This is a genomic window from Methylosinus sp. (genome assembly GCF_036560965.1).
Lineage (GTDB): Bacteria > Pseudomonadota > Alphaproteobacteria > Rhizobiales > Beijerinckiaceae > Methylosinus.
In genome coordinates this window covers 1-21,582 of record NZ_DATBQF010000015.1, presented here as the reverse complement: position 1 = coordinate 21,582, position 21,582 = coordinate 1, and the positions used below count along the sequence as shown (strand labels likewise).

At 66.0% G+C, this 21,582-nt stretch carries 21 protein-coding genes, 1 pseudogene and 1 riboswitch; of the genes and pseudogenes, 14 read left to right on the top strand and 8 right to left on the bottom strand.

Annotated features, from left to right (window positions below):
* Nucleotides 1–8 precede the first annotated feature (8 nt).
* From VIF40_RS03810 to VIF40_RS03770, 9 genes are all read left to right on the top strand, one after another.
* Entirely contained in the window at nucleotides 9–1,115 is a 1,107-nt protein-coding gene (locus VIF40_RS03810; RefSeq protein WP_331936192.1) for an electron transfer flavoprotein subunit alpha/FixB family protein, read from the top strand.
* A gap of 16 nt (nucleotides 1,116–1,131) precedes the next feature.
* The gene (locus tag VIF40_RS03805; protein WP_331936191.1) at nucleotides 1,132–2,439 is read left to right on the top strand and encodes an FAD-dependent oxidoreductase; all 1,308 of its coding nucleotides are present in this window, start codon (nucleotides 1,132–1,134) and stop codon (nucleotides 2,437–2,439) included.
* Between the two features lie 14 nt (nucleotides 2,440–2,453).
* Complete coding sequence (locus VIF40_RS03800; protein ID WP_024881116.1) at nucleotides 2,454–2,747, top strand: ferredoxin family protein; 294 nt, start codon at nucleotides 2,454–2,456, stop codon at nucleotides 2,745–2,747.
* Between the two features lie 55 nt (nucleotides 2,748–2,802).
* Nucleotides 2,803–2,970 carry a hypothetical protein gene (locus VIF40_RS03795; protein WP_331936190.1) on the top strand — a complete coding sequence of 56 codons (168 nt, stop codon included), beginning with the start codon at nucleotides 2,803–2,805 and terminating at the stop codon, nucleotides 2,968–2,970.
* A 96-nt stretch (nucleotides 2,971–3,066) separates the two neighbouring features.
* Nucleotides 3,067–3,156, top strand: a riboswitch (glycine riboswitch).
* A 148-nt stretch (nucleotides 3,157–3,304) separates the two neighbouring features.
* Nucleotides 3,305–4,459 carry a glycine cleavage system aminomethyltransferase GcvT gene (gene gcvT / locus VIF40_RS03790; RefSeq protein WP_331936189.1) on the top strand — a complete coding sequence of 385 codons (1,155 nt, stop codon included), beginning with the start codon at nucleotides 3,305–3,307 and terminating at the stop codon, nucleotides 4,457–4,459.
* The gene (gene gcvH, locus VIF40_RS03785; protein WP_331936188.1) at nucleotides 4,456–4,833 is read left to right on the top strand and encodes a glycine cleavage system protein GcvH; all 378 of its coding nucleotides are present in this window, start codon (nucleotides 4,456–4,458) and stop codon (nucleotides 4,831–4,833) included. Before gcvT ends, gcvH begins: the two co-directional genes overlap by 4 nt.
* A gap of 4 nt (nucleotides 4,834–4,837) precedes the next feature.
* Nucleotides 4,838–6,178 (top strand): aminomethyl-transferring glycine dehydrogenase subunit GcvPA, encoded by a 1,341-nt coding sequence (gene gcvPA, locus VIF40_RS03780; RefSeq protein ID WP_331936187.1) that lies wholly within the window; start codon nucleotides 4,838–4,840, stop codon nucleotides 6,176–6,178.
* The gene (gene gcvPB, locus VIF40_RS03775) at nucleotides 6,178–7,689 is read left to right on the top strand and encodes an aminomethyl-transferring glycine dehydrogenase subunit GcvPB (RefSeq protein ID WP_331936186.1); all 1,512 of its coding nucleotides are present in this window, start codon (nucleotides 6,178–6,180) and stop codon (nucleotides 7,687–7,689) included. Before gcvPA ends, gcvPB begins: the two co-directional genes overlap by 1 nt.
* Nucleotides 7,690–7,782: 93 nt before the next feature.
* Complete coding sequence (locus VIF40_RS03770; RefSeq protein ID WP_331936185.1) at nucleotides 7,783–8,097, top strand: hypothetical protein; 315 nt, start codon at nucleotides 7,783–7,785, stop codon at nucleotides 8,095–8,097.
* Between the two features lie 30 nt (nucleotides 8,098–8,127).
* Here VIF40_RS03770 and cysE read toward each other — a convergent pair whose 3' ends face one another.
* The 6 genes from cysE to VIF40_RS03740 form a co-directional block, all read right to left on the bottom strand.
* A complete protein-coding gene (cysE, locus tag VIF40_RS03765) occupies nucleotides 8,128–8,979 on the bottom strand; it encodes a serine O-acetyltransferase (protein ID WP_331936184.1) in 852 nt (283 codons plus the stop codon).
* A 93-nt stretch (nucleotides 8,980–9,072) separates the two neighbouring features.
* Complete coding sequence (locus tag VIF40_RS03760; RefSeq protein WP_331936183.1) at nucleotides 9,073–10,548, bottom strand: PLP-dependent aminotransferase family protein; 1,476 nt, start codon at nucleotides 10,546–10,548, stop codon at nucleotides 9,073–9,075.
* Between the two features lie 375 nt (nucleotides 10,549–10,923).
* Nucleotides 10,924–11,805 carry a LysR substrate-binding domain-containing protein gene (locus tag VIF40_RS03755; RefSeq protein ID WP_331936182.1) on the bottom strand — a complete coding sequence of 294 codons (882 nt, stop codon included), beginning with the start codon at nucleotides 11,803–11,805 and terminating at the stop codon, nucleotides 10,924–10,926.
* Nucleotides 11,806–11,811: 6 nt separating this feature from the next.
* Nucleotides 11,812–12,873: a YeiH family protein gene (locus tag VIF40_RS03750; RefSeq protein ID WP_331936181.1), complete on the bottom strand. Its 1,062-nt coding sequence runs from the start codon at nucleotides 12,871–12,873 to the stop codon at nucleotides 11,812–11,814.
* A gap of 98 nt (nucleotides 12,874–12,971) precedes the next feature.
* Nucleotides 12,972–14,162, bottom strand: coding sequence for a murein L,D-transpeptidase family protein (locus VIF40_RS03745; protein ID WP_331936180.1), 1,191 nt, complete (start codon nucleotides 14,160–14,162; stop codon nucleotides 12,972–12,974).
* 97 nt (nucleotides 14,163–14,259) lie between these two features.
* Complete coding sequence (locus VIF40_RS03740) at nucleotides 14,260–14,787, bottom strand: adenine phosphoribosyltransferase (RefSeq protein WP_331936179.1); 528 nt, start codon at nucleotides 14,785–14,787, stop codon at nucleotides 14,260–14,262.
* A 202-nt stretch (nucleotides 14,788–14,989) separates the two neighbouring features.
* Here VIF40_RS03740 and VIF40_RS03735 point away from each other — a divergent pair, with 202 nt between their 5' ends.
* Entirely contained in the window at nucleotides 14,990–15,646 is a 657-nt protein-coding gene (locus VIF40_RS03735; protein ID WP_331936178.1) for a transglycosylase domain-containing protein, read from the top strand.
* A 24-nt stretch (nucleotides 15,647–15,670) separates the two neighbouring features.
* Here VIF40_RS03735 and VIF40_RS03730 read toward each other — a convergent pair whose 3' ends face one another.
* Together VIF40_RS03730 and VIF40_RS03725 are read right to left on the bottom strand one after the other, a co-directional pair.
* Nucleotides 15,671–16,408: an SIMPL domain-containing protein gene (locus VIF40_RS03730; RefSeq protein WP_331936177.1), complete on the bottom strand. Its 738-nt coding sequence runs from the start codon at nucleotides 16,406–16,408 to the stop codon at nucleotides 15,671–15,673.
* Between the two features lie 65 nt (nucleotides 16,409–16,473).
* Nucleotides 16,474–17,355, bottom strand: a complete 882-nt coding sequence (locus tag VIF40_RS03725) for an S-methyl-5'-thioadenosine phosphorylase (RefSeq protein ID WP_331936176.1) — start codon at nucleotides 17,353–17,355, stop codon at nucleotides 16,474–16,476.
* Between the two features lie 387 nt (nucleotides 17,356–17,742).
* Here VIF40_RS03725 and VIF40_RS03720 point away from each other — a divergent pair, with 387 nt between their 5' ends.
* The 4 genes and pseudogenes from VIF40_RS03720 to VIF40_RS03705 form a co-directional block, all read left to right on the top strand.
* The gene (locus tag VIF40_RS03720) at nucleotides 17,743–18,306 is read left to right on the top strand and encodes a F0F1 ATP synthase subunit delta (protein ID WP_331936175.1); all 564 of its coding nucleotides are present in this window, start codon (nucleotides 17,743–17,745) and stop codon (nucleotides 18,304–18,306) included.
* The gene (gene atpA / locus VIF40_RS03715) at nucleotides 18,306–19,835 is read left to right on the top strand and encodes a F0F1 ATP synthase subunit alpha (protein ID WP_331936174.1); all 1,530 of its coding nucleotides are present in this window, start codon (nucleotides 18,306–18,308) and stop codon (nucleotides 19,833–19,835) included. Before VIF40_RS03720 ends, atpA begins: the two co-directional genes overlap by 1 nt.
* A 150-nt stretch (nucleotides 19,836–19,985) precedes the next feature.
* Entirely contained in the window at nucleotides 19,986–20,867 is an 882-nt protein-coding gene (locus VIF40_RS03710; protein ID WP_331936173.1) for a F0F1 ATP synthase subunit gamma, read from the top strand.
* 49 nt (nucleotides 20,868–20,916) lie between these two features.
* Nucleotides 20,917–21,582: pseudogene (locus tag VIF40_RS03705) on the top strand (F0F1 ATP synthase subunit beta); the annotation flags it as partial.

Here is a 21,582-nt window from a genome sequence, read left to right as displayed (position 1 = left end):
AAGCGAAAATGTCCGACAAGCCCGCCCCCGCCGCGCCGCAGCAGAGCCGCGCCAGCGCGAAGAAGGAGCTCCCGGAGCATTTCCGCGGCTACAAGCACGTCTGGGTGTTCGTCGAGCTGGAGCGCGGCGAGGTGCATCCGGTGTCGTGGGAGCTGCTCGGCGCCGGCCGCAAGCTCGCCGATCAGCTGAAGGTCGATCTCGCCGCCGTCGTGCTCGGCGCGCCGGGCGAGGCGGCGCGTAAAGCCGTGCAGGAATCCTTTATTTACGGCGCCGATCTCGCCTATCTGGTCGTCGATCCGATCCTCGCCGATTATCGCAACGAGCCCTATTCGAAGGCGGTCACGCAGCTGGTCGACACGCATAAGCCGGAGATCCTGCTGCTCGGCGCGACGACGCTCGGCCGCGATCTCGCGGGCTCGGTGGCGACGACGCTGCTCACCGGCCTCACCGCCGATTGCACGGAGCTCGCGGTGGACGCGGACGGCTCGCTGGCGGCGACGCGCCCGACGTTCGGCGGCTCGCTGCTGTGCACGATCTATACGTTGAACTATCGTCCGCAAATGGCGACGGTGCGTCCGCGCCAATTGCCGACGCCCACGCGTGACGAGACGCGCGTCGGTCGCGTCGTCGAGTTCAAGGCCGATCTCGACGAAGAGACGATCATCACCAAGCTGCTGAAGTTCATTCCGGACCGCGAGTCTGCGAAGAGCAATCTCGCCTTCGCCGACGTCGTCGTCGCGGGGGGGCTCGGCCTGCAGAGCGCGGAGAATTATCAGCTGGTGCGCAATCTCGCGTCCGTGCTCGGCGCGGAATTCGGCGGCTCGCGTCCGTTGGTGCAGAAAGGCTGGATCACTTCTGATCGTCAGATCGGCCAGACCGGCAAATCGATCCGGCCCAAGCTCTATATCGCCGCCGGCATTTCCGGCGCGATCCAGCATCGCGTCGGCGTCGAAGGCGCCGATTGCATCGTCGCGATCAACACCGACAAGAATGCGCCGATCTTCGATTTCGCGCATATCGGCATTGTGACCGACGCTATTCGCCTGCTGCCGGCGCTGACGGAAGCTTTCCGCAAACGGCTCTCGCCCGAGAACGCCGACCGGCTCGCCGGCTGAACCCGAGGAGATTGTCATGATCGAAGAGAAATTCGACGCGATCGTCATCGGGGCCGGCATGGCCGGCAACGCTGCCGCTTACACGATGGCCTCGCGCGGCATGAATGTTCTTCAGCTGGAGCGCGGGGAATATCCCGGCTCCAAGAATGTGCAGGGCGGCATTCTCTATGCCGACATGCTGGAGAAGATCATTCCGGATTTCCGCGAGGAGGCGCCGCTGGAGCGGCATCTCATCGAGCAGCGCTTCTGGATGATGACGGATCGCTCGCACACCGGCATGCAATATCGTTCGGACGACTTCAACGAAGAGAAGCCGAACCGCTACACGATCATCCGCTCGCAGTTCGACCGCTGGTTCAACAAGCAGGTGCAGTCGCAGGGCGCGATCGTCATCAGCGAGACGACCGTCACCGAGCTGGTCAGCGACGCCTATGGCAAGGTGATCGGCGTGCGCACGGATCGCAGCGGCGGCACGGTGTTCGCGGATGTCGTCGTGCTGGCGGAGGGCGTCAACGGATTGCTCGGCGCGCGCGCCGGCCTGCGTCCGACGCCGAAGGCCGAGCATGTCGCGCTGGCGGTCAAGGAAATGCACTTCCTGCCGCGCGAGACGCTGGAAGCCCGCTTCAACCTGCATGGCGACGAGGGCGTCGTCATCGAGGCGGCCGGCACCATCTCCAAGGGGATGACCGGCATGGGCTTCGTCTATACGAACAAAGAGAGCATTTCTGTCGGATTTGGCTGCCTCGTGTCGGATTTCGCCGAAAACGAGGAGACGCCCTACGGCATGCTGGAGAATTTCAAGAAGCATCCGTCGATCGCGCCGCTGATCGAAGGCTCGGAAGTGAAGGAATATGCCGCGCATCTCATTCCCGAGGGCGGCTACAACACGATTCCCGAGCTTTTCGGCGATGGTTGGGTGGTCGTCGGCGACGCCGCGCAGCTCAACAACGCCATTCATAGAGAAGGCTCGAATCTTGCTATGACGTCCGGCAGGCTCGCGGGCGAGGCGATTTTCCAGGTGAAGTCGCGCCGCGATCCGATGACGAAGCAGAATCTGGCGCTCTACAAGAAGTTCCTCGACGACAGTTTCGTCATGAAGGATCTGAAGAAATACAAGGACATGCCGGCGTTGTTGCACACGCAGGCGCAGAATTTCTTCCTCACCTATCCGACACTCGTGTCGAAGGCGATGGAGAATTTCCTACGCGTCGACGGCACGCCGAAGATCGAGAAGGAAAAAGCGTCGGTCCGAGCCTTGCGCGAGAAGCGCTCGCTGACGGGATTATTCGGAGATGCATGGCGTCTGGCGCGCGCCTGGCGCTGAGAGGAGGAATTGCGATGTCGACGCAAGCTGCGCGAGTCGAGGAGAAGCTGTTCCAGAACCGCTATCTCGTCGATCAGGGAAAACCCCATATCGTCGTGCAACCACACACGACGCCGTCCAAGAATCTCGTGGCGATGACGAAGATCTGTCCGGCCGGCTGCTATGAGCAGAACGCTTCCGGCCAAGTCGAGATCACGCCGGATGGCTGCCTCGAATGCGGCACCTGCCGCGTCCTCTGCGAGCCGCAGGGCGACATCGTGTGGAATTATCCGCGCGGCGGCTACGGCGTGCTGTTCAAATTCGGCTGAGCGGGACCGACGCGCCGCGCGTCGGCGCGTCGGAAAGTAGACGCGAGGATATTCGATGACGGTCGCGCAATTGATCAAGGCGCTCGGGGACATGCCGGCGGAAGCCGTGGTTGTTCTCGAGGGAGACGGCGCCTGCTCACGTCTCGTCGGCGTGAATTTTGAAAAGAGCCCGATGGCGGGATTGCCCGATGAGGTGATCCTGTCGACCGATTGCGAAGAGTGACGCGCCCGCCCGAGGGGCGCGACCGACCGACGCAGCGTTTCCCGGCCGGCTAGGCTTGACGTGCGCGCGTTTCGATCTCATCTTTCCAATGTCTCGACGAACTTCGCGGAAGAGACCGGCGCTCGCGCCGGAGCCGAAGGCGCAACCGCCCCGGAAACGCTCAGGCAAAAGGACCGCGGAGGAAGAGGCACTCTGGAAAGTGGCGCGGCTCGTCCGCGCCCACCGAAGGGCGTAACCTGCGCTGCAGGGAATCTCTCAGGTCTCCAGACAGAGGGGGCGCGAGCCGGGCGGAGCAATCCGCCCTATGCGGAACGCCGACTGTCGGGAGCGCCCTTTGAGCGAAAGCTTCGCCCCAACCACGCCGACAACGCTGGAAAAGACCCCGCTCGACGCTCTGCACCGTCGTCTCGGCGCGCGCATGGCGCCCTTTGCCGGCTATGAGCTGCCGCTTCACTACAAGGCGGGCGTCGTCGCGGAGCATCTGCATACGCGGGAAAAAGCCAGTCTTTTCGACGTCTCTCATATGGGCCAGGCGATTCTCGGCGGCCGTGGCGCCGCCGCGCTGATCGAGAGCCTCGTTCCAGCCGATATCGGCGATCTTCCTCCCGAACGCACGCGATATAGCCAGCTTCTCGCCGAGGATGGCGGCGTGCTCGACGATCTGATGATCACGCGGCTGCCCGGCCGTGACGAGCGGCTGCTCCTCGTCGTCAATGCCGCCGCCAAGGTTCAGGACTTCGCCTATTTGCGACAGGAGCTGCCGCAGCTCGCGCTCAGCGTGCTGGCCGGACGCGCGCTGCTCGCGCTGCAAGGGCCCAGCGCCGCCGCCGCGCTGGCGACGATCCTCCCCGATATCGCAGATACGCCTTTCATGGGCTGGCGCGCCGCGGAGTTTCGCGGCGCCGGCGTTTTCGTCTCGCGCTCCGGCTACACGGGCGAGGACGGTTTCGAGATCTCCGTGCCCAATCATCTCGCCCAGATCTTCGCGGAGGCGCTGCTCGCGCATCCCGATGTCGCGCCGGCCGGGCTCGGCGCGCGCGATTCGCTGCGGCTCGAGGCGGGACTCTGCCTCTATGGCCATGATCTGGACGCGACCACCGATCCGGTCGAGGCGGGCCTCGCCTGGTCGATCGGCCGCCGCCGTCGCGAGCAGGGCGGCTTTCCCGGCTATCAGCGCATTCGCGCCGCCTTGACCGAAGGGCCCGCGCGCAAACGCGTCGGGCTTTTGCCCGAGGGGCGGGCGCCTTTGCGCGAAGGCGCGACGCTGGCGGCCCCGGATGGACGCGTCGTCGGTCGCATCACCTCGGGCGGCTATTCGCCGACGCTCTCGCGGCCCATCGCCATGGCCTATGTCGAAACGGCCTTCGCGGCCCCTGGCGTCTGGCTGGAAAGTCGCCTTCGCGACAAGCCCGTCCGGGTCGAGGTCGCCTCGATGCCTTTCGTCCCGCATCGCTATTTCCGCGAGTCCACCGGAAAGGACAGATCATGAGCGGCGAGCGCTACACCAAGGATCATGATTTTCTGCGCGTCGACGGCGCCGTCGCGACGATCGGCATCACCGATTTCGCGCAGTCGCAGCTCGGCGACATCGTCTTTGTCGAGCTCCCCGCGCCGGGCAAGCGCGTCGCGAGAGGCGAGCAATTGGCGACGATCGAGAGCGTCAAGGCGGCGAGCGAGGTCTATGCGCCGATTTCCGGCGAGGTCTTGGCCGTCAATGAGGGTCTCGTATCGTCGCCGGATGCGGTGAACAAGGACCCGCTCGGCGAAGGCTGGCTGCTGACGCTGCGCGTCGAGAACCCCGCCGAGCTCGACGCGCTGCTGGACGAAGACGCCTATCGCGCCTTTCTCGAGAGCGAGGGATGAGCCCATGCGCTACCTGCCCTTGACGCAAGAGGATCGCGCGCAGATGCGCGCCGCGATCGGCGTCGCCGATGTCGCTGCGCTCTACGCCGACGTGCCCGAGGCGCTGCGCCTCGACGCGCCGCTCGATCTTCCGCGCGGCAAATCGGAGATGTTGGTCGAGCGTCTGCTCGGCGCCATGGCGAAACGCAATCTCTCGGCCGCGCGCGCGCCATTCTTCATCGGCGCGGGCGCTTATCGGCATCACATTCCGGCGAGCGTCGATCATCTCGTCCAGCGCTCGGAGTTCCTCACCAGCTACACGCCCTATCAGCCGGAGATATCGCAGGGCACGCTGCAATATCTCTTCGAGTTTCAGACGCAGGTCGCCATGCTGACCGGCATGGAGATCGCCAACGCGTCGATGTATGACGGCTCGACCGCCTGCGCCGAGGCGGCGCTGATGGCGCATCGCATCACCAAGCGGCCCAAAGCCGTGCTCTCCGGCGGCCTGCATCCGCATTATGCGCAAGTGCTGCGCACGATCTCGCATTTCGCGGGCGACGCGATCGTCTCCCTCGCGCCGGACGTGCGCGCAAGGGAAGACATTGCGTCGGCGATCGACGAGAGCGTCTCCTGCGTCATCGTGCAGACGCCGGACGTCTTCGGCAATCTGCGCGATCTCACGCCGATCGCCGAGGCCTGCCATCGTCATGGCGCGTTGCTGATCGCCGTCTTCACCGAGGTCGTCTCTCTCGGCCTGCTGACGCCGCCGGGCGAGATGGGCGCGGATATCGTCGTCGGCGAGGGCCAATCGCTCGGCAATCCGCTCTCCTTCGGCGGGCCCTATCTCGGCCTGCTCGCGACACGGCAGCTCTATCTGCGTCAGACGCCGGGGCGCCTCGTCGGCGAGACCGTCGATGCGGACGGACGCCGAGGCTATGTCGCGACGCTCTCGGCGCGCGAGCAGCATATTCGCCGCGACAAGGCGACCTCCAACATCTGCACCAACTCCAATCTCTGCGCGCTCGCCTTCAGCATTCATCTGAGCCTGCTCGGCGAGGCGGGGCTGCGCCGTCTCGCGCGGGTCAATCATGCGAGCGCCGTCGATCTCGCCGAGCGTCTCGCCGCCGTTCCCGGAGTCGAGACGCTCAATGAGCGCTTCTTCAACGAATTCACTCTGCGCGTTCCGCGCGACGCGGTGCAGCTCGTCGAGCATATGGCGGAGCAGGGCGTGCTCGCCGGCGTCCCGGTCTCGCGTCTGCTGCCGGGCGCGGGGCTCGACGATCTTCTCATCGTCGCCTGCACCGAGGTCGATACGGTGGAGGATCGCGAGGCCTTCGTCGCCGCATTGAAAGGGGCGCTCTGATGCTCGATCATCCAGAGGATTTTTCTTTCGCGACCGTCTCGGGAAATCGCGGGCTCGATCAAGAGGAGCCGCCGATCTTCGAGATCGGCCGCCCGGAGACGACCGGCGTCGACATGGAAGAGCCTGCGCCCTTCGCGTCGCGGCTCGGCGATCTCGAGCGCAAGCGGCCGATCGGCCTGCCAGGCCTCTCCGAGCCCGAGGCGATGCGCCATTATGTGCGTCTGTCGCGCATGAATTATTCGATCGACGCGGGGCTCTATCCGCTGGGCTCCTGCACGATGAAGCATAATCCGCGACTCGATGAGAAAATGGCGCGGCTCGAGGGCTTCGCCGATATTCATCCGCTGCAGCCGCAATCCACCGCGCCGGGCGCACTCGCGTTGATGGAGGAGCTGTCGCGCTGGCTGCTCGCGCTCACCGGAATGAGCGCGATCGCGCTCTCGCCCAAAGCCGGCGCGCATGGCGAGCTCTGCGGCCTCATGGCGATCAAGGCGGCGCTCGAGGCGCGCGGCGAAGCGGATGCGCGCAAGACGATTCTCATTCCGCAATCGGCGCATGGCACCAATCCGGCGAGCGCCGCTCTGCTCGGCTTTCGCCCGCGCGCGATCGAGGCCGGAGCTGACGGCGTGGTGAGCGAGGAGGCGGTCGCGGCCGCGCTCGGCCCGGATGTCGCGGCGATCATGCTCACCAATCCCAATACCTGCGGCCTGTTCGAGCGCAATGTCGTCGCCATAGCGCGGCGCGTGCGCGAGGCGGGCGGCTATTTCTATTGCGACGGCGCCAATTTCAACGCCATCGCCGGCGTCGCGCGGCCCGGTGACATGGGCGTCGACGCGATGCATCTCAATCTGCACAAGACCTTCTCGACGCCGCATGGCGGCGGCGGCCCGGGCTCGGGGCCGGTCGTTCTCTCGCAGCGGCTCGCGCCTTTCGCGCCGGTTCCGTTTCTGCTGCGCGACGGCGAGACGATTCGGCTCGTCGAGGACGCGCGAGGCACGCAGAGCCTCGGCCGGCTCACGGCGTTCCACGGACAATTCGGAACTTTCGTGCGCGCGCTCGCCTATATTTTGTCGCATGGCTCGGATGGGCTCGCGCAGGCCTCGCGCGACGCCGTGCTGTCGGCCAATTATCTGCGCGCCGCGCTGCGCGATGTGATGACGCAGCCCTATGGCGACCGCGCCTGCATGCATGAGGTTCTGTTCGACGACGCCTTTCTCGAGGGGACGGGCGTCACGACGCTCGATTTCGCCAAGGCGATGATCGACGAGGGCTTTCACCCGATGACGATCTATTTCCCGCTCGTCGTTCACGGCGCCATGCTGATCGAGCCGACAGAATCGGAATCGAAGCGCTCGCTCGATCTCTTCGTCACGACTTTGCGCGCTCTCGTCGCCAGCGCGAAGCGCGGCGAGACGGGCCGCTTCACGCGAGCGCCGCGCTACGCCCCGCGCCGCCGCCTCGACGAGACCGCCGCCGCGCGCAAGCCCGTGCTGCGCTGGAGCGCGGGTTGAACCGCTTCGATTTGCGTCGGCAACAATTTTTCGCGGCCGATGGATCGAATCGCCGCGCCGGCGGTTACGCTGAAGGGGCGTCGGAGGCGACATATGAACACGGCCAATCTTCAGCTCGAGGGCGTCTACGCCATACTCTCGGCGCTGTTCGGCGCATTGCGCGACAAGGGCGTGCTCGGCGCGGAGGAGATCGACGCGCTGCTCGGCGACGTCGAGCGTTCTCTGGCGCGCGATCCGCTGCGGCCGCGCGAGCTGCGCGACGCCAATTTCGAGGCGATCTGCTTTCCGGCGCGGCTGCTGCGTCTCGCTCTGCGCGAATCGGCGGCCGGCAAAGCCTTTTCCTTCGCGCAGCTCGCCGGCCGCGTCGGCCAAGAGACTTGTCGAGAGACTTGTCGAGAGACGCCTTGAAGAGAGAAGCCTTGAATAACGATAGGCGGGTCAGATGGAATAGCTGAACGAATCGTAAGAGAGGCTGTTCAGGAACTGATCCATGTCGCGCGCCGGCTCGGCGCAGCCGGCGGTTCCCACCACTTTGGCGGGGACGCCGGCGACAGTGCAATTGCGCGGCACCGGATGCAGCACGACCGAGCCCGCCGCGACGCGCGAGCAGGCGCCGACCTCGATATTGCCGAGAATCTTCGCGCCGGCGGCGATCATCACGCCGCGCCGCACCTTGGGATGGCGATCGCCGCTCTCCTTGCCGGTGCCGCCCAGCGTCACGCTCTGCAAAATGGAGACGTCGTCGTCGACGACCGCCGTCGCGCCGACGACGAGTCCGGTCGCATGATCGAGGAATATGCCGCGGCCGAAGCGGGCTGCCGGATGAATATCGGTCTGGAAGGCGTCGGAGGAGCGGCTCTGCAGATAGAGCGCGAAATCCGTCTGGCCGTTGCTCCACAGCCAATGCGCGAGCCGATGCGTCTGAAGCGCGTGGAAGCCCTTGAAGAACAGCAGGGGCTCGATCAGCCGGCCGCAGGCGGCGTCGCGCTCGACGACCGCTTTGATGTCGGCGCGAAACGCGTCTCCGATCGTGGAATCGGCGTCGAGCGCGCGGGCGAAGGCGTCGAAGAGAAGGTCCTCCGTCACCGCGCCGCCGAGGCGCGCCGCGCATCGTCGCGCGACCGCGTCCTCGAAGGACGGTCGGTTGAGGACGAATGTCAGCAGCAGGCTCGCCATCGCCGGTTCGCGCGCCAGCATATCCTCGGCCTCGCGGAGAATATGATCCCAGAGCGCGTCTTTCGCGGCGTCGGCGACGACCGTCGCGCGACTATTCTCCTGCGTCGCTCCCATCGGCGTCTCTCCGCGTCGCCCCGGCCCGGGCTCGCGTCCAATGTGGCTCGAGCGGCCGGCTACGTCCAGATCGGCTGGGCAGAGCTCCCCAAATCAACAGGATAGCGAGGGCTCGGCGAGGGCGGCGCGGCGCAGGCGCGCGATGACGCGCTCCGCCTCGGCGGCGTCGAGGCTGCCGAAGCCGAGGCGCAGGCCGCGCCCGCATTGCGGCGGCGCCGCGAAGCAGCGCGACGGCAGGAAGCGCAGGCCATGGGCGGCGGCGTTGCGCTCGAGCGCGTCGAGCGTCGCCTCGTCGTGGAAGGTCGTCCAAAAGGCGAGGCCGCCGGCGGGGATGCGGAAGCCGATCGCCTCGCCGAAGGAGCGAGCGAGCAAATCGCCGAAAGCGTCGCGCCGCTGCGCATAGATCTGGCGCGCCTTGCGCACATGGCGGCGCAGCTCGCCGGAATCGATGAGATCGGCCACGGCGAGCTCGGTCAGCGCATTGCCCTGGCGATCCACCGCCGCCGCGGCGTTGGCCATGGACCTCGCCACCGGCGTCGGCGCGACGACATAGCCGATGCGCAATCCGGGCAGCAGCAGCTTGGACATCGAGCCGATATAGATCACCCGTCCCGGCGCATAGCTCGCCATGGGGAGCAGTGGCTGGCGCTCGAAATGGAATTCATGATCGTAATCGTCTTCCAGGATCGCGAATTCGAATTTCGCGGCGAGGTCCAGCAGCCGCAGCCGCCGCTCCGGCGTCAGCGGAACGGTCGTCGGGAACTGATGGTGCGGCGTCACATAGAGGGCGCGCACGGGATGTCGTCGGCACAGTCGCTCGACATCCTCGACATCGACGCCGTCCGCGTCGAGGCGGGCGCCGATCACCTCGGCGCCGGCGGCGGCGAAGGCTTCGCGCGCCGCCGAATAGCCGAGCCCCTCGACCAGCACGGCGTCGCCCGGCGCGACGAGAATGCGCGCCGCGAGGAAAATCCCCATCTGGCTGCCGCGCGTGATGCAGACATCCTCGGCGTCGACGATGAGGCCGCGGTGCGAGGCCAGCATCGCGGCGATGGCGCGCCGCAGCTCGCCGGTCCCGCGCGGATCGCCATAGCCGAGCCCGCCGGAGCGCGCCGCGCGCCGTCCCGCGTCGCGATAGGCGCGCAGCAGCGTGTCCATCGAGAAAAGGCGCGCGTCCGGAAGCCCGTCGTCGATGGCGAGACCTTTCCCCGCCAGCACGAAGGAGGGGTTCGGCGTCGCGCGGAACGGAAAGCCGGGCGTGCGCGGATCGGCGGAGGCCTCGCGCCGCGCCGGCAGCGTCTCGGGCAGCTCGGCGGAGACGAAGGTTCCGCGCGTGCCATGGGTCGTGAACCAGCCCTGGGCGACGAGCTCGTCATAGGCCAGCACGATCGTCTTGCGATTGACGCCGAGCGATTCGGCCAGCTCGCGGCTGCTCGGCAGAGCGGCGCCCGGCGCGAGCCGTCCGCTCCTGATGTCGTGAATGAGCGAATGGACGATCTGGAGATAGAGCGGCGCGCCGCGGCGCGGGTCGATCGCGCGCGACAGGCTGAAGGCGAAGGGGCGCGTCATTGGACCCCTCCATTCGGCATTATTGCTCTTTTCCCAGGGCCGCCGGCAGCTTCCTCCGGCCGCGCGCGCTCTGTCAAGCCGGGCGCGCCTGGCGATCGTTTGGACCCGTCGGCTCCGGAATCTTGGCGGTTTAGCGCAATTTTTGGCTCCGCTACCGTCCATCCGTCGCAAACGAACACGGAGCGGGAGCCATGCAGACGAGCAATGCCGGCAGTGTCGTGAAAGCTTTGTTGGGAATTGGCGCGGTGCTCGCCTTCTTCCTCGTCGTCATGCACCAATTGTCGCAATTGTTCCGCTGACCGACGGACGACGGGAACGTCCGAGCGGCGGCGCGTCGGCGCGCGGGAGAGAATGCGCCGCGCGCCGGCGCGCGATTCAGGGCGAGCCGGGCTGCAAGAGCGCGCGAAAGGCCAGCGCCGCATGGGTGATGTGGCGGCCTTCGCGCCGCAAGGCGAGAAATCGGCGATTCGGCAGCGGAATGTCGAGCGGCGCCAAGGTCCCGGCGGAAGCCTCGGCGATGAGGCTCGGAAGCATGGCGACGCCGGCGCCCGCCGCCACCGCCGCAGCGACCGCCTCGTGCGTCGGCAGCTCCAGCGCGATGCGCAGCTCGGCGGCGTCGACGCCGAATTGGCCGAGGACGGCCTCGAAAATGGCGCGCGTTCCCGAGCCCTTCTCGCGCAGAACCCAATTCGCGGACCGATAATCATCCGCCTGCTTCGGCTTCGCCCGCGTCCAGGGATGGCCGGGAAAGGTCACGAGCTTCAGCTCGTCCCGGGCGACCGGCTCGATCGCCAGGGAGGTGTCGCAAATCTCGCCTTCGACGATCGCGAAATCGACGACGCCGGCGCGCGCCATGTCGGCGGCCGTCAGCGTGTTGCAGATTTTCAGCTCTATCGCGATTTTGGGGTAGAGCGTGCGATAGCGATGGAGGATCGGCGGCAGCCAGTAGTTTCCGACCGTCTGGCTCGCGGCGATGCTCAGCGAGCCGCATTCGAGGCCGGCGAGATCGAAGAGGGTCGCCTCCGCCGCCGCGGCGCGCGCTAGCACCGCTCTCGCCTCGACGAGAAACAATCGTCCGGCCTCGGTGAGCGCGATTCTGCGTCCCACGCGGTCGAATAATTTCGTGGCGTAGCGGGTTTCGAGCGCCGCGATGGCCGCGCTCGTTGCCGATTGGGTGAGATTGAGGTCGCGCGCCCCTTGCGTGACATGCTCGCGCTCGGCGACGGCGACGAAGATGCGCAATTGCTCGAGCGTCATGACGCCTCAGCGAAAGAACGCCTCGATGAGCGCGAGGCTGAAGCCGGACACGAAGAGCGAGGCGGCGAAGCCCAGCGCCAGCGGGCGAAGCCCCTTGGCGCGCAGGGCGGCGACATCGGTCTCGAGCCCCATGGCGGCGAGCGCCATCGACAACAGGACGGTCGTCGTCGTCGCGATCGCCGCTTTCGCGTCCGGCGGGATGGCGACCAGGCTGCCGACGCCGACCAAGGCGAGAAAGCCTATCACGAACCAGGGGAAGGGCGGCGAAAACTTTTCCTCGCCGCGCCCGCCTCTCCGCGCCGCGAAGGCGAGCGTGAGCAAGGTCGGCGCGAGCAGCATGACGCGCGACAATTTGGCCACGGCGCCGAAATCGCCGGCCTCGCGGCCATGTTGAAAGCTCGCGGCGATCACTTGCGCGACTTCATGGATCGAGGCGCCGGCCCATAGACCATAGGCGCGCGGGCCGAGCCGTGCGAGATCGGCGAGCGCGGGATAGGAGACCATCGCCAGCGTGCCGAAAACGGTGACGCAGGCGATGGCGTAGGCGACATCCTCGTCGCGGGCGCGCGTGATCGCATTGGCCGCCACCACCGCCGAGGCGCCGCAGATCGATGTGCCGGCGGCGATCAATCGCGCGAGCTTGGCGTCGACGCCCAGCGCGCGGCCGAGACCCGTGGTGAAAAGGAAAGTGGCGACCAGCGTGGCGGCGATAATGGCGAGGCCGGCGACGCCGACATCGGCGATCTGCGCCGCCGATAATTGCAGGCCGAGCAGCACGATGGCGAAGCGCAGGAGCTTGCGCAGCGAGAAGGCGACGCCGGGCGCGGCCCAGGCCGGTGCGCCGAAACCATTGCGGACGCCGACGCCGATGAGAATGGCGAGGATCATCGGGCTCAGCGCGCCGACGCCGGGAATTTGGCGCAGCGCGAAGGCCGCCGCCGCTATGGCCGCCGTCAAGGCGACGCCGGGGAGCGGGGCGAGGCCGCCGCGCAGAGAGCGGAGAGCGCGGGAGCGAAAGGAGGGCGCGGTTCCCGGGTAAGCGGGCGCGGCGGACGAGACAGCTTCCATTTGGCCGAACTCCATTCTGGGGTCCGGTCCAGATCGCAGTCTCAGATCAATCGGTCCAACGCATTATCCTTGTCGAATCGATCGGTATTTTCGATTGATTACCAGCCGGCGATGCGACGGCAGGAGCCGCCGGCGGGACCGAAGGCGTAGCGTGAGCCGCAGGCGTAGGCGGTCGGCGGCTCGCCGGTCTGCTCGAAAAGGTCATAGCCTTCCTTCAAATTCCGCCAGAAGCCGCTCCATTGCTGATGCTCCGGCGGAGCCGACCAGAACGTCGTCCAATCGCCCTGCGTCTCCTTGGCGAAGGCCGTATCGGTCATGCGGAAGGGGAAAATATGGACCGGCACCTCACGCTGTCCGCCACGCAGCGCGGCCTCGACCAGGCCGTAGATTTCATCGATGACCCTGTCGGTCATAGCGAAGCAGCCGACGGATTTGCAGGCGCCATGGACCATCAGCGAGCCGCCGGTGCGGCCGTTCTGCCGGTCGAAAGCGTTCGGAAAGCCGATGTCGAAGGCGCGATGATAATGGGAGTTCGGATTGAGCTGGCGCGCCGAGACGCTGTAGAAACCCTCGGGCGATTGATAATCTCCCGATTGCAGCTTCGGCCCGAGATGGCCGGACCATCGGCAGATCGGATAGGTCCGATAGAGCGCGTAATGTCCGCCTTGCTTCTGCCAGAGCTCGAGCTCGCCTTCCTTCTTGAAAATGCGGACATAGACCGCAGCGCCCATTCGAAAATTCCCGTCGTCGCGGCGGGTGAGGGGCGGCAGCTCATTGGCCGGCGGTGCCGCGGCGAGGGCGAGCGCCGGCATGGCCGCGGACTGCGCCGGCGGCGTCACGGCGATCGGCGGCAGCGGAATCGTCGACGGCTCGGCGGCGAGATCGCGCGGCCGGGCCGGCGGCAGCGGCGCGTCGCCGGGCGGGGCGGCGGCGGAAAGCGTCGGCTCCGCCGACCAAAAGGGAGAGGGCGAGGCGAGGAAGGACGGCGCCGGAGCGACCGGCTCCGCGACGGCCGCCGGCGCCTCCTCCGAAGGGGCGGCCTCCTCGCGTCGCGCGGTCTCGACAATGGCCCCGCGTAGATTTTGCAGCACGGCGCCGAAGGGGTTGGAGAGCCGCTCGGCGGCTCGCGGCGGCGCGGCGATCGCTTCGTGGGGAGGCTCGGCTCGCAGCGGAGGCTCGGCTCGCTGCGAAGGACCGCGCGACGCGAAGGCCGCAAAAACGCCGATCTCGACGAAGCTCAGAACGAGCGCCGTGGCGAGGAGGATGGGGCGCGACGGTTTCGACGTCATGGCTGTCGTTACAGAATCAGCGAAATACGCATTAGGAAACGCGATATTGGCGAAGGAACGGCCGAGACGCGGCTAAAAGCGCTCCCGGCCGGCAAAATCAATGGCCCTCGAAGGAGACGAGCCTGCGCACCGGCACGCCGAGCGCCTCGATTTTCCGCGCGCCGCCGAGCTCCGGCAGGTCGATGACGAAACAGGCGGCGATCACTTCCGCGCCGATCTTCTGCAGCAGCTTCACGGCGCCTTCCGCCGTGCCGCCGGTGGCGATGAGATCGTCGACGAGAATCACGCGCTCGCCCTTCGTCACCGCATCCTCGTGCACCTCCATCTCGTCGACGCCATATTCCAGCGAATAGGCGATGGAGACGGTCGTGTGCGGCAGCTTGCCCTTCTTGCGCACGGGCACGAAGCCGGCCGACAATTGATGCGCGACGGCGCCGCCCAGAATGAATCCGCGCGCCTCCATGCCCGCCACTTTGTCGATCTTCGTTCCCGCCCAGGGCTGCACCAGCTCGTCCACGGCGCGACGAAACGCCTTGGCGTCGCCGAGTAGAGTGGTGATGTCGCGGAACATGATGCCGGGCTTGGGATAGTCGGGAATCGTGCGAATCGAGGAGGCGAGGGACATGGGCGAAATCTCGGCGAATTGTGTTCGGCTCGTCGTGTCATAGCGCATTCTCGGCCGAAAGGCATCCGCTGCTCCGTCTCGCCGCAATCGCCGGGGCGCCGGCCGCGAGATGGCCATGGGCCTGTCGCAGCGCCGCCCATTTTCCTCGCAAAACTCCGGATCGGCAAGGTGTGGCGGGAGTTTCGGCGGGAGTTGTCAGATTATGCTGTATGCGAAAAGACGGGCCCGATCCTTCGCCGCGGCGACGGCGGGCTCGGCGCTGGCCGCCTTCGCGGGCGCGGCGCTCGCCGCCCTCGTCGGCTATGAGGCGGTCTCCATCGCGCTCGCCCGCGCGGCGACGCCGGCGCTCTTTGCGCGCTATGAGGCGGAAACCGATCACGGCGCGAAATTGCCGCCCGGCTTTTCGCGCGAGCGGATCGAGACGCTCGTCAAAGTTCAGGACCCGAGCTTTTGGACGCATGGCGGCGTCGACTGGAGCGCGCCGCTCGCCACCACTGTTGCGCAATCCGTGGTGAAAAAGCTCTATTTCGCCGATTTCAAGCCGGGCTTCGGAAAGATCCGCCAGACGCTCATCGCGCAATTTGCCGTCGGCGCGCAGACCTCGAAGAATGCGCAGCTCGCCGCCTTCATCGATGTAAACGGCTTCGATTTCGCGGCGCGCAAATGGTTCGGCAAGCCGCTCGCGGAATTGGACGACGAGGAGTTTCTCGCGCTCGTCGCGACCGGCAATGATCCGAAGGATTACGCGCCGGGCACGCCCGCCAACGCCGAGCGCGTGCGCCGCATCGAGAAATATCTCGCGGGCGTCTGCGAGCGGCGCGGACTCGCGGATGTGTGGCTGGAGAGCTGCGAGGAGTGACGCGAGGTCGGGCCCTCGGGCGCGCTATTTCGGCAGCAGCCGCCAAACGCCTTTCACGCTCGCCTCTATGCGTTCGTCGCCCGGATTGACGGGAATGGTGATCGAGCGCGGACCGGAATCGGGGCGCATGCTGGGAAGATCGGCCGCTTCGCCCATCGCGAATTCTGGGTCGAGGTCGATAGCCACCAACTCGCCGAGCTTCATCGAAGCGCCTTCGGCGAGCAGCTCGGCGCGATGACGCGCATTGGCGATCGCCTTGCCGAGCAATATCTCCTCGCGCTCCGATCTGTCGGTGACGCGGAACCAGACGCCATTGAGCCGATTGGCATGGGCGCCGAGAAGTCGGCCGATGATGTCGCCGACGCGATCGACGTCGGAGGTCGAGACGACGATATCCGTCGAGGCGTGAAATCCGGTCAGGCTCCGCTTGATGATTTGTCGATTCGTCGGGTCGCGCTCCTCGGAATAGAGGGGCGCCACTTGCACGTTTCTCGAACGGATATTTTTGCGCACGACGCCGGCTGCCTCTATGTCCTGCATGAGCGCTGACGATAAGCGCGCGAGCTCGGCCGTCGCCTCGGCGGCCGTCGGCTTATCGGCGAAGACGCCGAGCTGAATATCGGCGTGATCTGGCTTGACGTTCTGCGTCGCCGTTCCGTGGACCTCGGCGACGGGAAAATCCCAATGCGCGCGCTCCGCCGCATGGGCGGATGTTACGACGAGCATCGGCGCGCATATGGCGAAGAGAGAAAAAATCCGCATGAAATGCTCCTTCTATCGGAGTCTATGCTCGCGAATTCGCCATTAACCGCGGCTGAACGCGATCGTCACGCCGCCGCGCCGCTCACACGCGCGACGATGACGCCGAGCTTTTTCAACAATTCCGGATCGCGCGCATCGGGCGCCGTCAGAATTGCGTTGTCGAGCGCGCGGTCGGAGCCGATCGGGCAGGGCTCGTGCTCCTGCGGAAAATCGCTGAGCAGGCGCGCGAGCAGGCGGCTCGCCTTGTCGGCGTTGTCGCGCACCACTGCGATGACGGCGGCGACATCGACATTGTCGTGCTCTGGATGCCAGCAGTCGAAATCCGTGACCATGGCGATGGTCGCATAAGAGAGCTCCGCCTCGCGCGCCAGCTTGGCCTCCGGCATGGCGGTCATGCCGATGACGTCATAGCCCGCGGCCTTGTAGGTCAGCGATTCCGCATAGGACGAGAATTGCGGGCCTTCCATGCAGACATAGGTTCCGCCGACGGAATGCTCGATGCTTTCCGCTTTCGCCGCAGCGGCGATGCGCTTGGCGAGCAAGGGCGCGACCGGATGCGCCAACGAGACATGCGCGACGCAGCCATTGCCGAAGAAGGAGGATTGCCGGCCGAATGTGCGATCGACGAATTGATCCGGCAGCACGAAGAGCCCGGGATAGAGCTCCGACTTGAACGAGCCGCAAGCCGAGACGGACACGAGATCGGTCACGCCCGCTTGCTTCAGCGCATAGATGTTGGCGCGGTAGTTGATGCCCGAAGGCGAGAATGCGTGACCGCGCCCATGCCGTGGCAAAAACACCACCTCGGTCTCGCCGATGCGGCCGAAATGCAGCGCGTCGGACGGGTCGCCCCAGGGCGTCGTCACGCGCTCCTCGCGCAAATCCTGCAGGCCGGGCAGATGATAGACGCCCGATCCTCCGATGATGCCGACCACCGCTCGCGTCATCTTTCGTCTCCATCTGTGGATATGATTTCGCAGTGCCATGGCGGCGCGAGCGGCGCAAGCCGCCGACGTCCGCGCGCATGCGTCGAAAAATCGCGAAGCATCAAAAAATACAACATTGTCAAAGGCCAAGTCGACGGCCTGCGCGCGATGACGGAGAGGTGACGCTTTTTTGGGCGATCCATGAAAACCGCCCTCTCCGCAGCCACCGCAGGGTTGCGCCGCAAAATATGCTGTGTTAGGGGACGATCGCCTTGGAGCTGGGGCGTCGCCCTTGGCTCCTTCCCCCGACAATACACGTTGTTCGAGGCCATTGCGGATTTCGTCGCACGCATATCTGCGTTGCGCGCGAGGCGCCTCGAGCGACGGCGATCCGAGAGCGATACGCAAGTGGCTTCAGGCGGAGACGATCTATCCGGAGTAGCGGGGCGATATGCTTCCGCCCTTTATGATCTCGCGGTGGAGAAAGGCTCCACCGACGAGATCGCGACGGCGCTGCGCGGCTTTGTCGCGCTGATCGACGAGAGCAAGGATCTCGAGCGCCTGATCAAGAGCCCGATCTATTCTGCGCAAACGCAGATCAAGGCCCTCTCGCCTATTCTCGACGCCGCCGGCGTCACGGGCGTCGCGGCCAATTTCGTGAAGCTCATCGCGACAAAACGTCGCCTCTTCCTTCTTCCCGCCATCGTCGCCGCCTATGGCAAGCTGCATGACGCCGCCAAGGGCGTCGTGCGCGCCGACGTCACCGTGGCCGCGCCGCTCGCCTCTCATCACGAGAGCGCTCTGCGCGACGCGCTCGCCGGCGTCACCGGCGGCAAGACGATCGACCTCGAAGTGAAGGTCGATCCGGCGATCATCGGCGGTCTCGTCGTCAAAATCGGCTCGCGCATGCTCGACGCGTCGCTGAAGACCAAGCTCAATTCCATTCGAACACGCATGAAAGAGGTCGGCTGATGGCTATTCGCGCCGCAGAGATTTCCGCGATCCTCAAGAACGAGATCGCCAATTTCGGCAATGAGGCCGAAGTCGCCGAGGTCGGTCAGGTCCTGTCGGTCGGCGACGGCATCGCCCGCGTCTATGGGCTGGACAATGTCCAGGCCGGCGAGATGGTCCAGTTCGAGAACGGCATCACCGGCATGGCGCTCAATCTCGAGAGCGACAATGTCGGCGTCGTGATCTTCGGCTCCGACCGCGACATCAAGGAAGGCCAGACGGTCAAGCGCACCGGCGCGATCGTCGACGTTCCGGTCGGCAAGGGGCTGCTCGGCCGCGTCGTGGACGCGCTCGGCAATCCGATCGACGGCAAGGGCCCGATCAACGCCGAGACGCGCGCTCGCGTCGACGTGAAGGCGCCCGGCATCATTCCGCGCAAATCGGTGCATGAGCCGATGGCGACCGGCCTCAAGGCCATCGACGCGCTGATCCCGATCGGCCGCGGCCAGCGCGAGCTGATCATCGGCGATCGCCAGACCGGCAAGACGGCCGTCGCGCTCGACACGATCCTGAACCAGAAGTCGCTGAACGATGGCGACGACGACAAGGCGAAGCTCTATTGCGTCTATGTCGCGGTGGGCCAGAAGCGCTCCACCGTCGCGCAATTCGTGAAGGTGCTGGAGGAGCGCGGCGCGCTCGACTATTCGATCATCGTGGCGGCCACCGCTTCCGATCCCGCGCCGATGCAGTTCCTGGCGCCCTTCGCCGGCTGCGCCATGGGCGAGTATTTCCGCGACAACGGGCTGCACGCCGTGATCGTCTATGACGATCTCTCCAAGCAGGCGGTCGCCTATCGCCAGATGTCGCTGCTGCTGCGCCGTCCTCCGGGACGCGAGGCCTATCCGGGCGACGTGTTCTATCTCCACTCCCGCCTGCTCGAGCGCGCCGCCAAGCTCAATGACGAGCGCGGCTCCGGCTCGCTGACGGCGCTGCCGATCATCGAGACGCAGGCCAATGACGTGTCGGCCTATATTCCGACGAATGTCATCTCGATCACCGACGGCCAGATATTTTTGGAGACGGACCTCTTCTATCAGGGCGTCCGCCCGGCGGTGAACGTCGGCCTCTCGGTGTCGCGCGTCGGTTCCTCGGCGCAGACCAAGGCGACGAAGAAGGTCGCCGGCAAGATCAAGGGCGAGCTCGCTCAGTATCGCGAGATGGCGGCCTTCGCGCAGTTCGGCTCCGACCTCGACGCGGTGACGCAGCGCCTGCTCAACCGCGGCGCGCGCCTGACCGAGCTGCTGAAGCAGCCGCAGTTCTCGCCGCTGAAGATGGAAGAGCAGACGGTGGTGATCTACGCCGGCGTCAACGGCTATCTCGATCCGCTGCCGGTCGCTCGCGTGCGCGCTTTCGAGGACGGACTGCTGGCGCTGCTGCGCACGCAGTATCCGAACATCCTCGAGACGATCCGCACGACGAAGGATCTGCCGGACGCGACGGCCGCCGAGCTGAAGAGCGTCATCGACGCTTTCGTGAAATCCTTCGCCTGACGCGCGCAACCAAGGACCGGAATCAATGGCCCGTCGTGGTGAGCGAAGCGAAACGACCGAGCGCCGTCGCGCGGCTCTCGGATCGCGTCTCCGCTTCGCGTTCCGCAACGACGACGGGTCGGTTCTGGTCGCAATGAGACGGGTTCTCTCATGCCCTCGTTGAAGGATCTTCGAAACCGCATATCTTCCGTCAAGGCGACGCAGAAGATCACCAAGGCCATGCAGATGGTCGCGGCCGCCAAGCTGCGTCGCGCGCAGGTCGCCGCCGAGGCGGCGCGTCCCTACGCCGAGCGCATCGAGAAGGTGCTCGCCAATCTCGCCGGGGGCGTCTCCTCCGGCGCGCCGGTGCTGCTCTCGGGCAATGGCCGGGACGAGACGCATCTTCTCGTCGTGGCGACCGCCGAGCGCGGCCTCTGCGGCGCGTTCAACTCCTCGATCGTGCGTCTCGCCCGCGAGCATATCCAGCGGCTGCAAGGCCAGGGCAAGACGGTCAAGATTCTCTGTGTCGGCAAGAAGGGCTATGACCAGCTCCGCCGCAATTACGAGAAGAACATCATCGAGCTGGTCGAGCTGCGCGGCATACGCCAGCTCGGCTTCGAGCAGGGCGACGCGATCGGCCGCAAGGTCATCGATCTGTTCGAGAGCGGCGAGTTCGACGTGGCGACGCTGTTCTTCTCGCGCTTCAAATCTGTGATTCAGCAGTTTCCGACAGCGTTGCAGCTGATCCCGGCGCAGATTTCCGCCAATGAGAACGACACGGCGGCGACCGGCCCGCAGGCGTCCTACGAATATGAGCCCGGCCAGGACGAAATTCTGGCGACGCTGCTGCCGCGCAACATATCGGTGCAGATTTTCCGCGCATTGCTCGAGAACGCCGCTTCCGAGCAGGGCGCGCGCATGAGCGCGATGGACAACGCCACGCGCAACGCCGGCGACATGATCAAAAAGCAGACGACGCTCTACAATCGTTCGCGCCAGGCGATCATCACCAAGGAACTCATCGAGATCATCTCGGGCGCCGAAGCGCTCTGACCAGAACAACAGCCGAGAGGACGAGACAATGGCTACCCCCACGCCCACGGGTCACATCACGCAGGTGATCGGCGCTGTCGTCGACGTGAAATTCGACGATCACCTGCCGGAAATCCTGAATGCTCTGGAGACCACCAATCAGGGCAATCGCCTCGTTCTCGAAGTGGCGCAGCATCTCGGCGAGAACTCGGTTCGCACCATCGCCATGGACTCGACGGAAGGCCTCGTGCGCGGCACGCCGGTGGCCGACACGGGCGCCCCCATCATGGTGCCGGTCGGCGACGAGATGCTCGGCCGCATCATCAATGTGATCGGCGAGCCGGTCGACGAGGCCGGTCCGATCGTGACCACCGCCCGCCGCGCCATTCATCAGCAGGCGCCGTCCTATGCGGAGCAGGCGACCGAGGCGCAGATCCTCGAGACCGGCATCAAGGTCGTCGATCTGCTCGCGCCTTACGCCAAGGGTGGCAAGATCGGCCTGTTCGGCGGCGCCGGCGTCGGCAAGACGGTGTTGATCATGGAGCTGATCAACAACGTCGCCAAGGCGCACGGCGGATATTCGGTGTTCGCCGGGGTCGGCGAGCGCACGCGCGAAGGAAACGACCTCTATCACGAAATGATCGAGGGCGGCGTCAACAAGAAGGGCGGCGGAGCCGGCTCCAAATGCGCGCTGGTCTATGGCCAGATGAACGAGCCGCCGGGCGCGCGCATGCGC

Coding starts and splice junctions, on each gene's coding strand:
- VIF40_RS03810 (WP_331936192.1), top strand. CDS start 9: ATGTCCGACAAGCCCGCCCCCGCCGCGCCGCAGCAGAGCCGCGCCAGC.
- VIF40_RS03805 (WP_331936191.1), top strand. CDS start 1,132: ATGATCGAAGAGAAATTCGACGCGATCGTCATCGGGGCCGGCATGGCC.
- VIF40_RS03800 (WP_024881116.1), top strand. CDS start 2,454: ATGTCGACGCAAGCTGCGCGAGTCGAGGAGAAGCTGTTCCAGAACCGC.
- VIF40_RS03795 (WP_331936190.1), top strand. CDS start 2,803: ATGACGGTCGCGCAATTGATCAAGGCGCTCGGGGACATGCCGGCGGAA.
- gcvH (WP_331936188.1), top strand. CDS start 4,456: ATGAGCGGCGAGCGCTACACCAAGGATCATGATTTTCTGCGCGTCGAC.
- gcvPA (WP_331936187.1), top strand. CDS start 4,838: ATGCGCTACCTGCCCTTGACGCAAGAGGATCGCGCGCAGATGCGCGCC.
- gcvPB (WP_331936186.1), top strand. CDS start 6,178: ATGCTCGATCATCCAGAGGATTTTTCTTTCGCGACCGTCTCGGGAAAT.
- VIF40_RS03770 (WP_331936185.1), top strand. CDS start 7,783: ATGAACACGGCCAATCTTCAGCTCGAGGGCGTCTACGCCATACTCTCG.
- cysE (WP_331936184.1), bottom strand. CDS start 8,979: ATGGGAGCGACGCAGGAGAATAGTCGCGCGACGGTCGTCGCCGACGCC.
- VIF40_RS03760 (WP_331936183.1), bottom strand. CDS start 10,548: ATGACGCGCCCCTTCGCCTTCAGCCTGTCGCGCGCGATCGACCCGCGC.
- VIF40_RS03755 (WP_331936182.1), bottom strand. CDS start 11,805: ATGACGCTCGAGCAATTGCGCATCTTCGTCGCCGTCGCCGAGCGCGAG.
- VIF40_RS03750 (WP_331936181.1), bottom strand. CDS start 12,873: ATGGAAGCTGTCTCGTCCGCCGCGCCCGCTTACCCGGGAACCGCGCCC.
- VIF40_RS03745 (WP_331936180.1), bottom strand. CDS start 14,162: ATGACGTCGAAACCGTCGCGCCCCATCCTCCTCGCCACGGCGCTCGTT.
- VIF40_RS03740 (WP_331936179.1), bottom strand. CDS start 14,787: ATGTCCCTCGCCTCCTCGATTCGCACGATTCCCGACTATCCCAAGCCC.
- VIF40_RS03735 (WP_331936178.1), top strand. CDS start 14,990: ATGCTGTATGCGAAAAGACGGGCCCGATCCTTCGCCGCGGCGACGGCG.
- VIF40_RS03730 (WP_331936177.1), bottom strand. CDS start 16,408: ATGCGGATTTTTTCTCTCTTCGCCATATGCGCGCCGATGCTCGTCGTA.
- VIF40_RS03725 (WP_331936176.1), bottom strand. CDS start 17,355: ATGACGCGAGCGGTGGTCGGCATCATCGGAGGATCGGGCGTCTATCAT.
- atpA (WP_331936174.1), top strand. CDS start 18,306: ATGGCTATTCGCGCCGCAGAGATTTCCGCGATCCTCAAGAACGAGATC.
- VIF40_RS03710 (WP_331936173.1), top strand. CDS start 19,986: ATGCCCTCGTTGAAGGATCTTCGAAACCGCATATCTTCCGTCAAGGCG.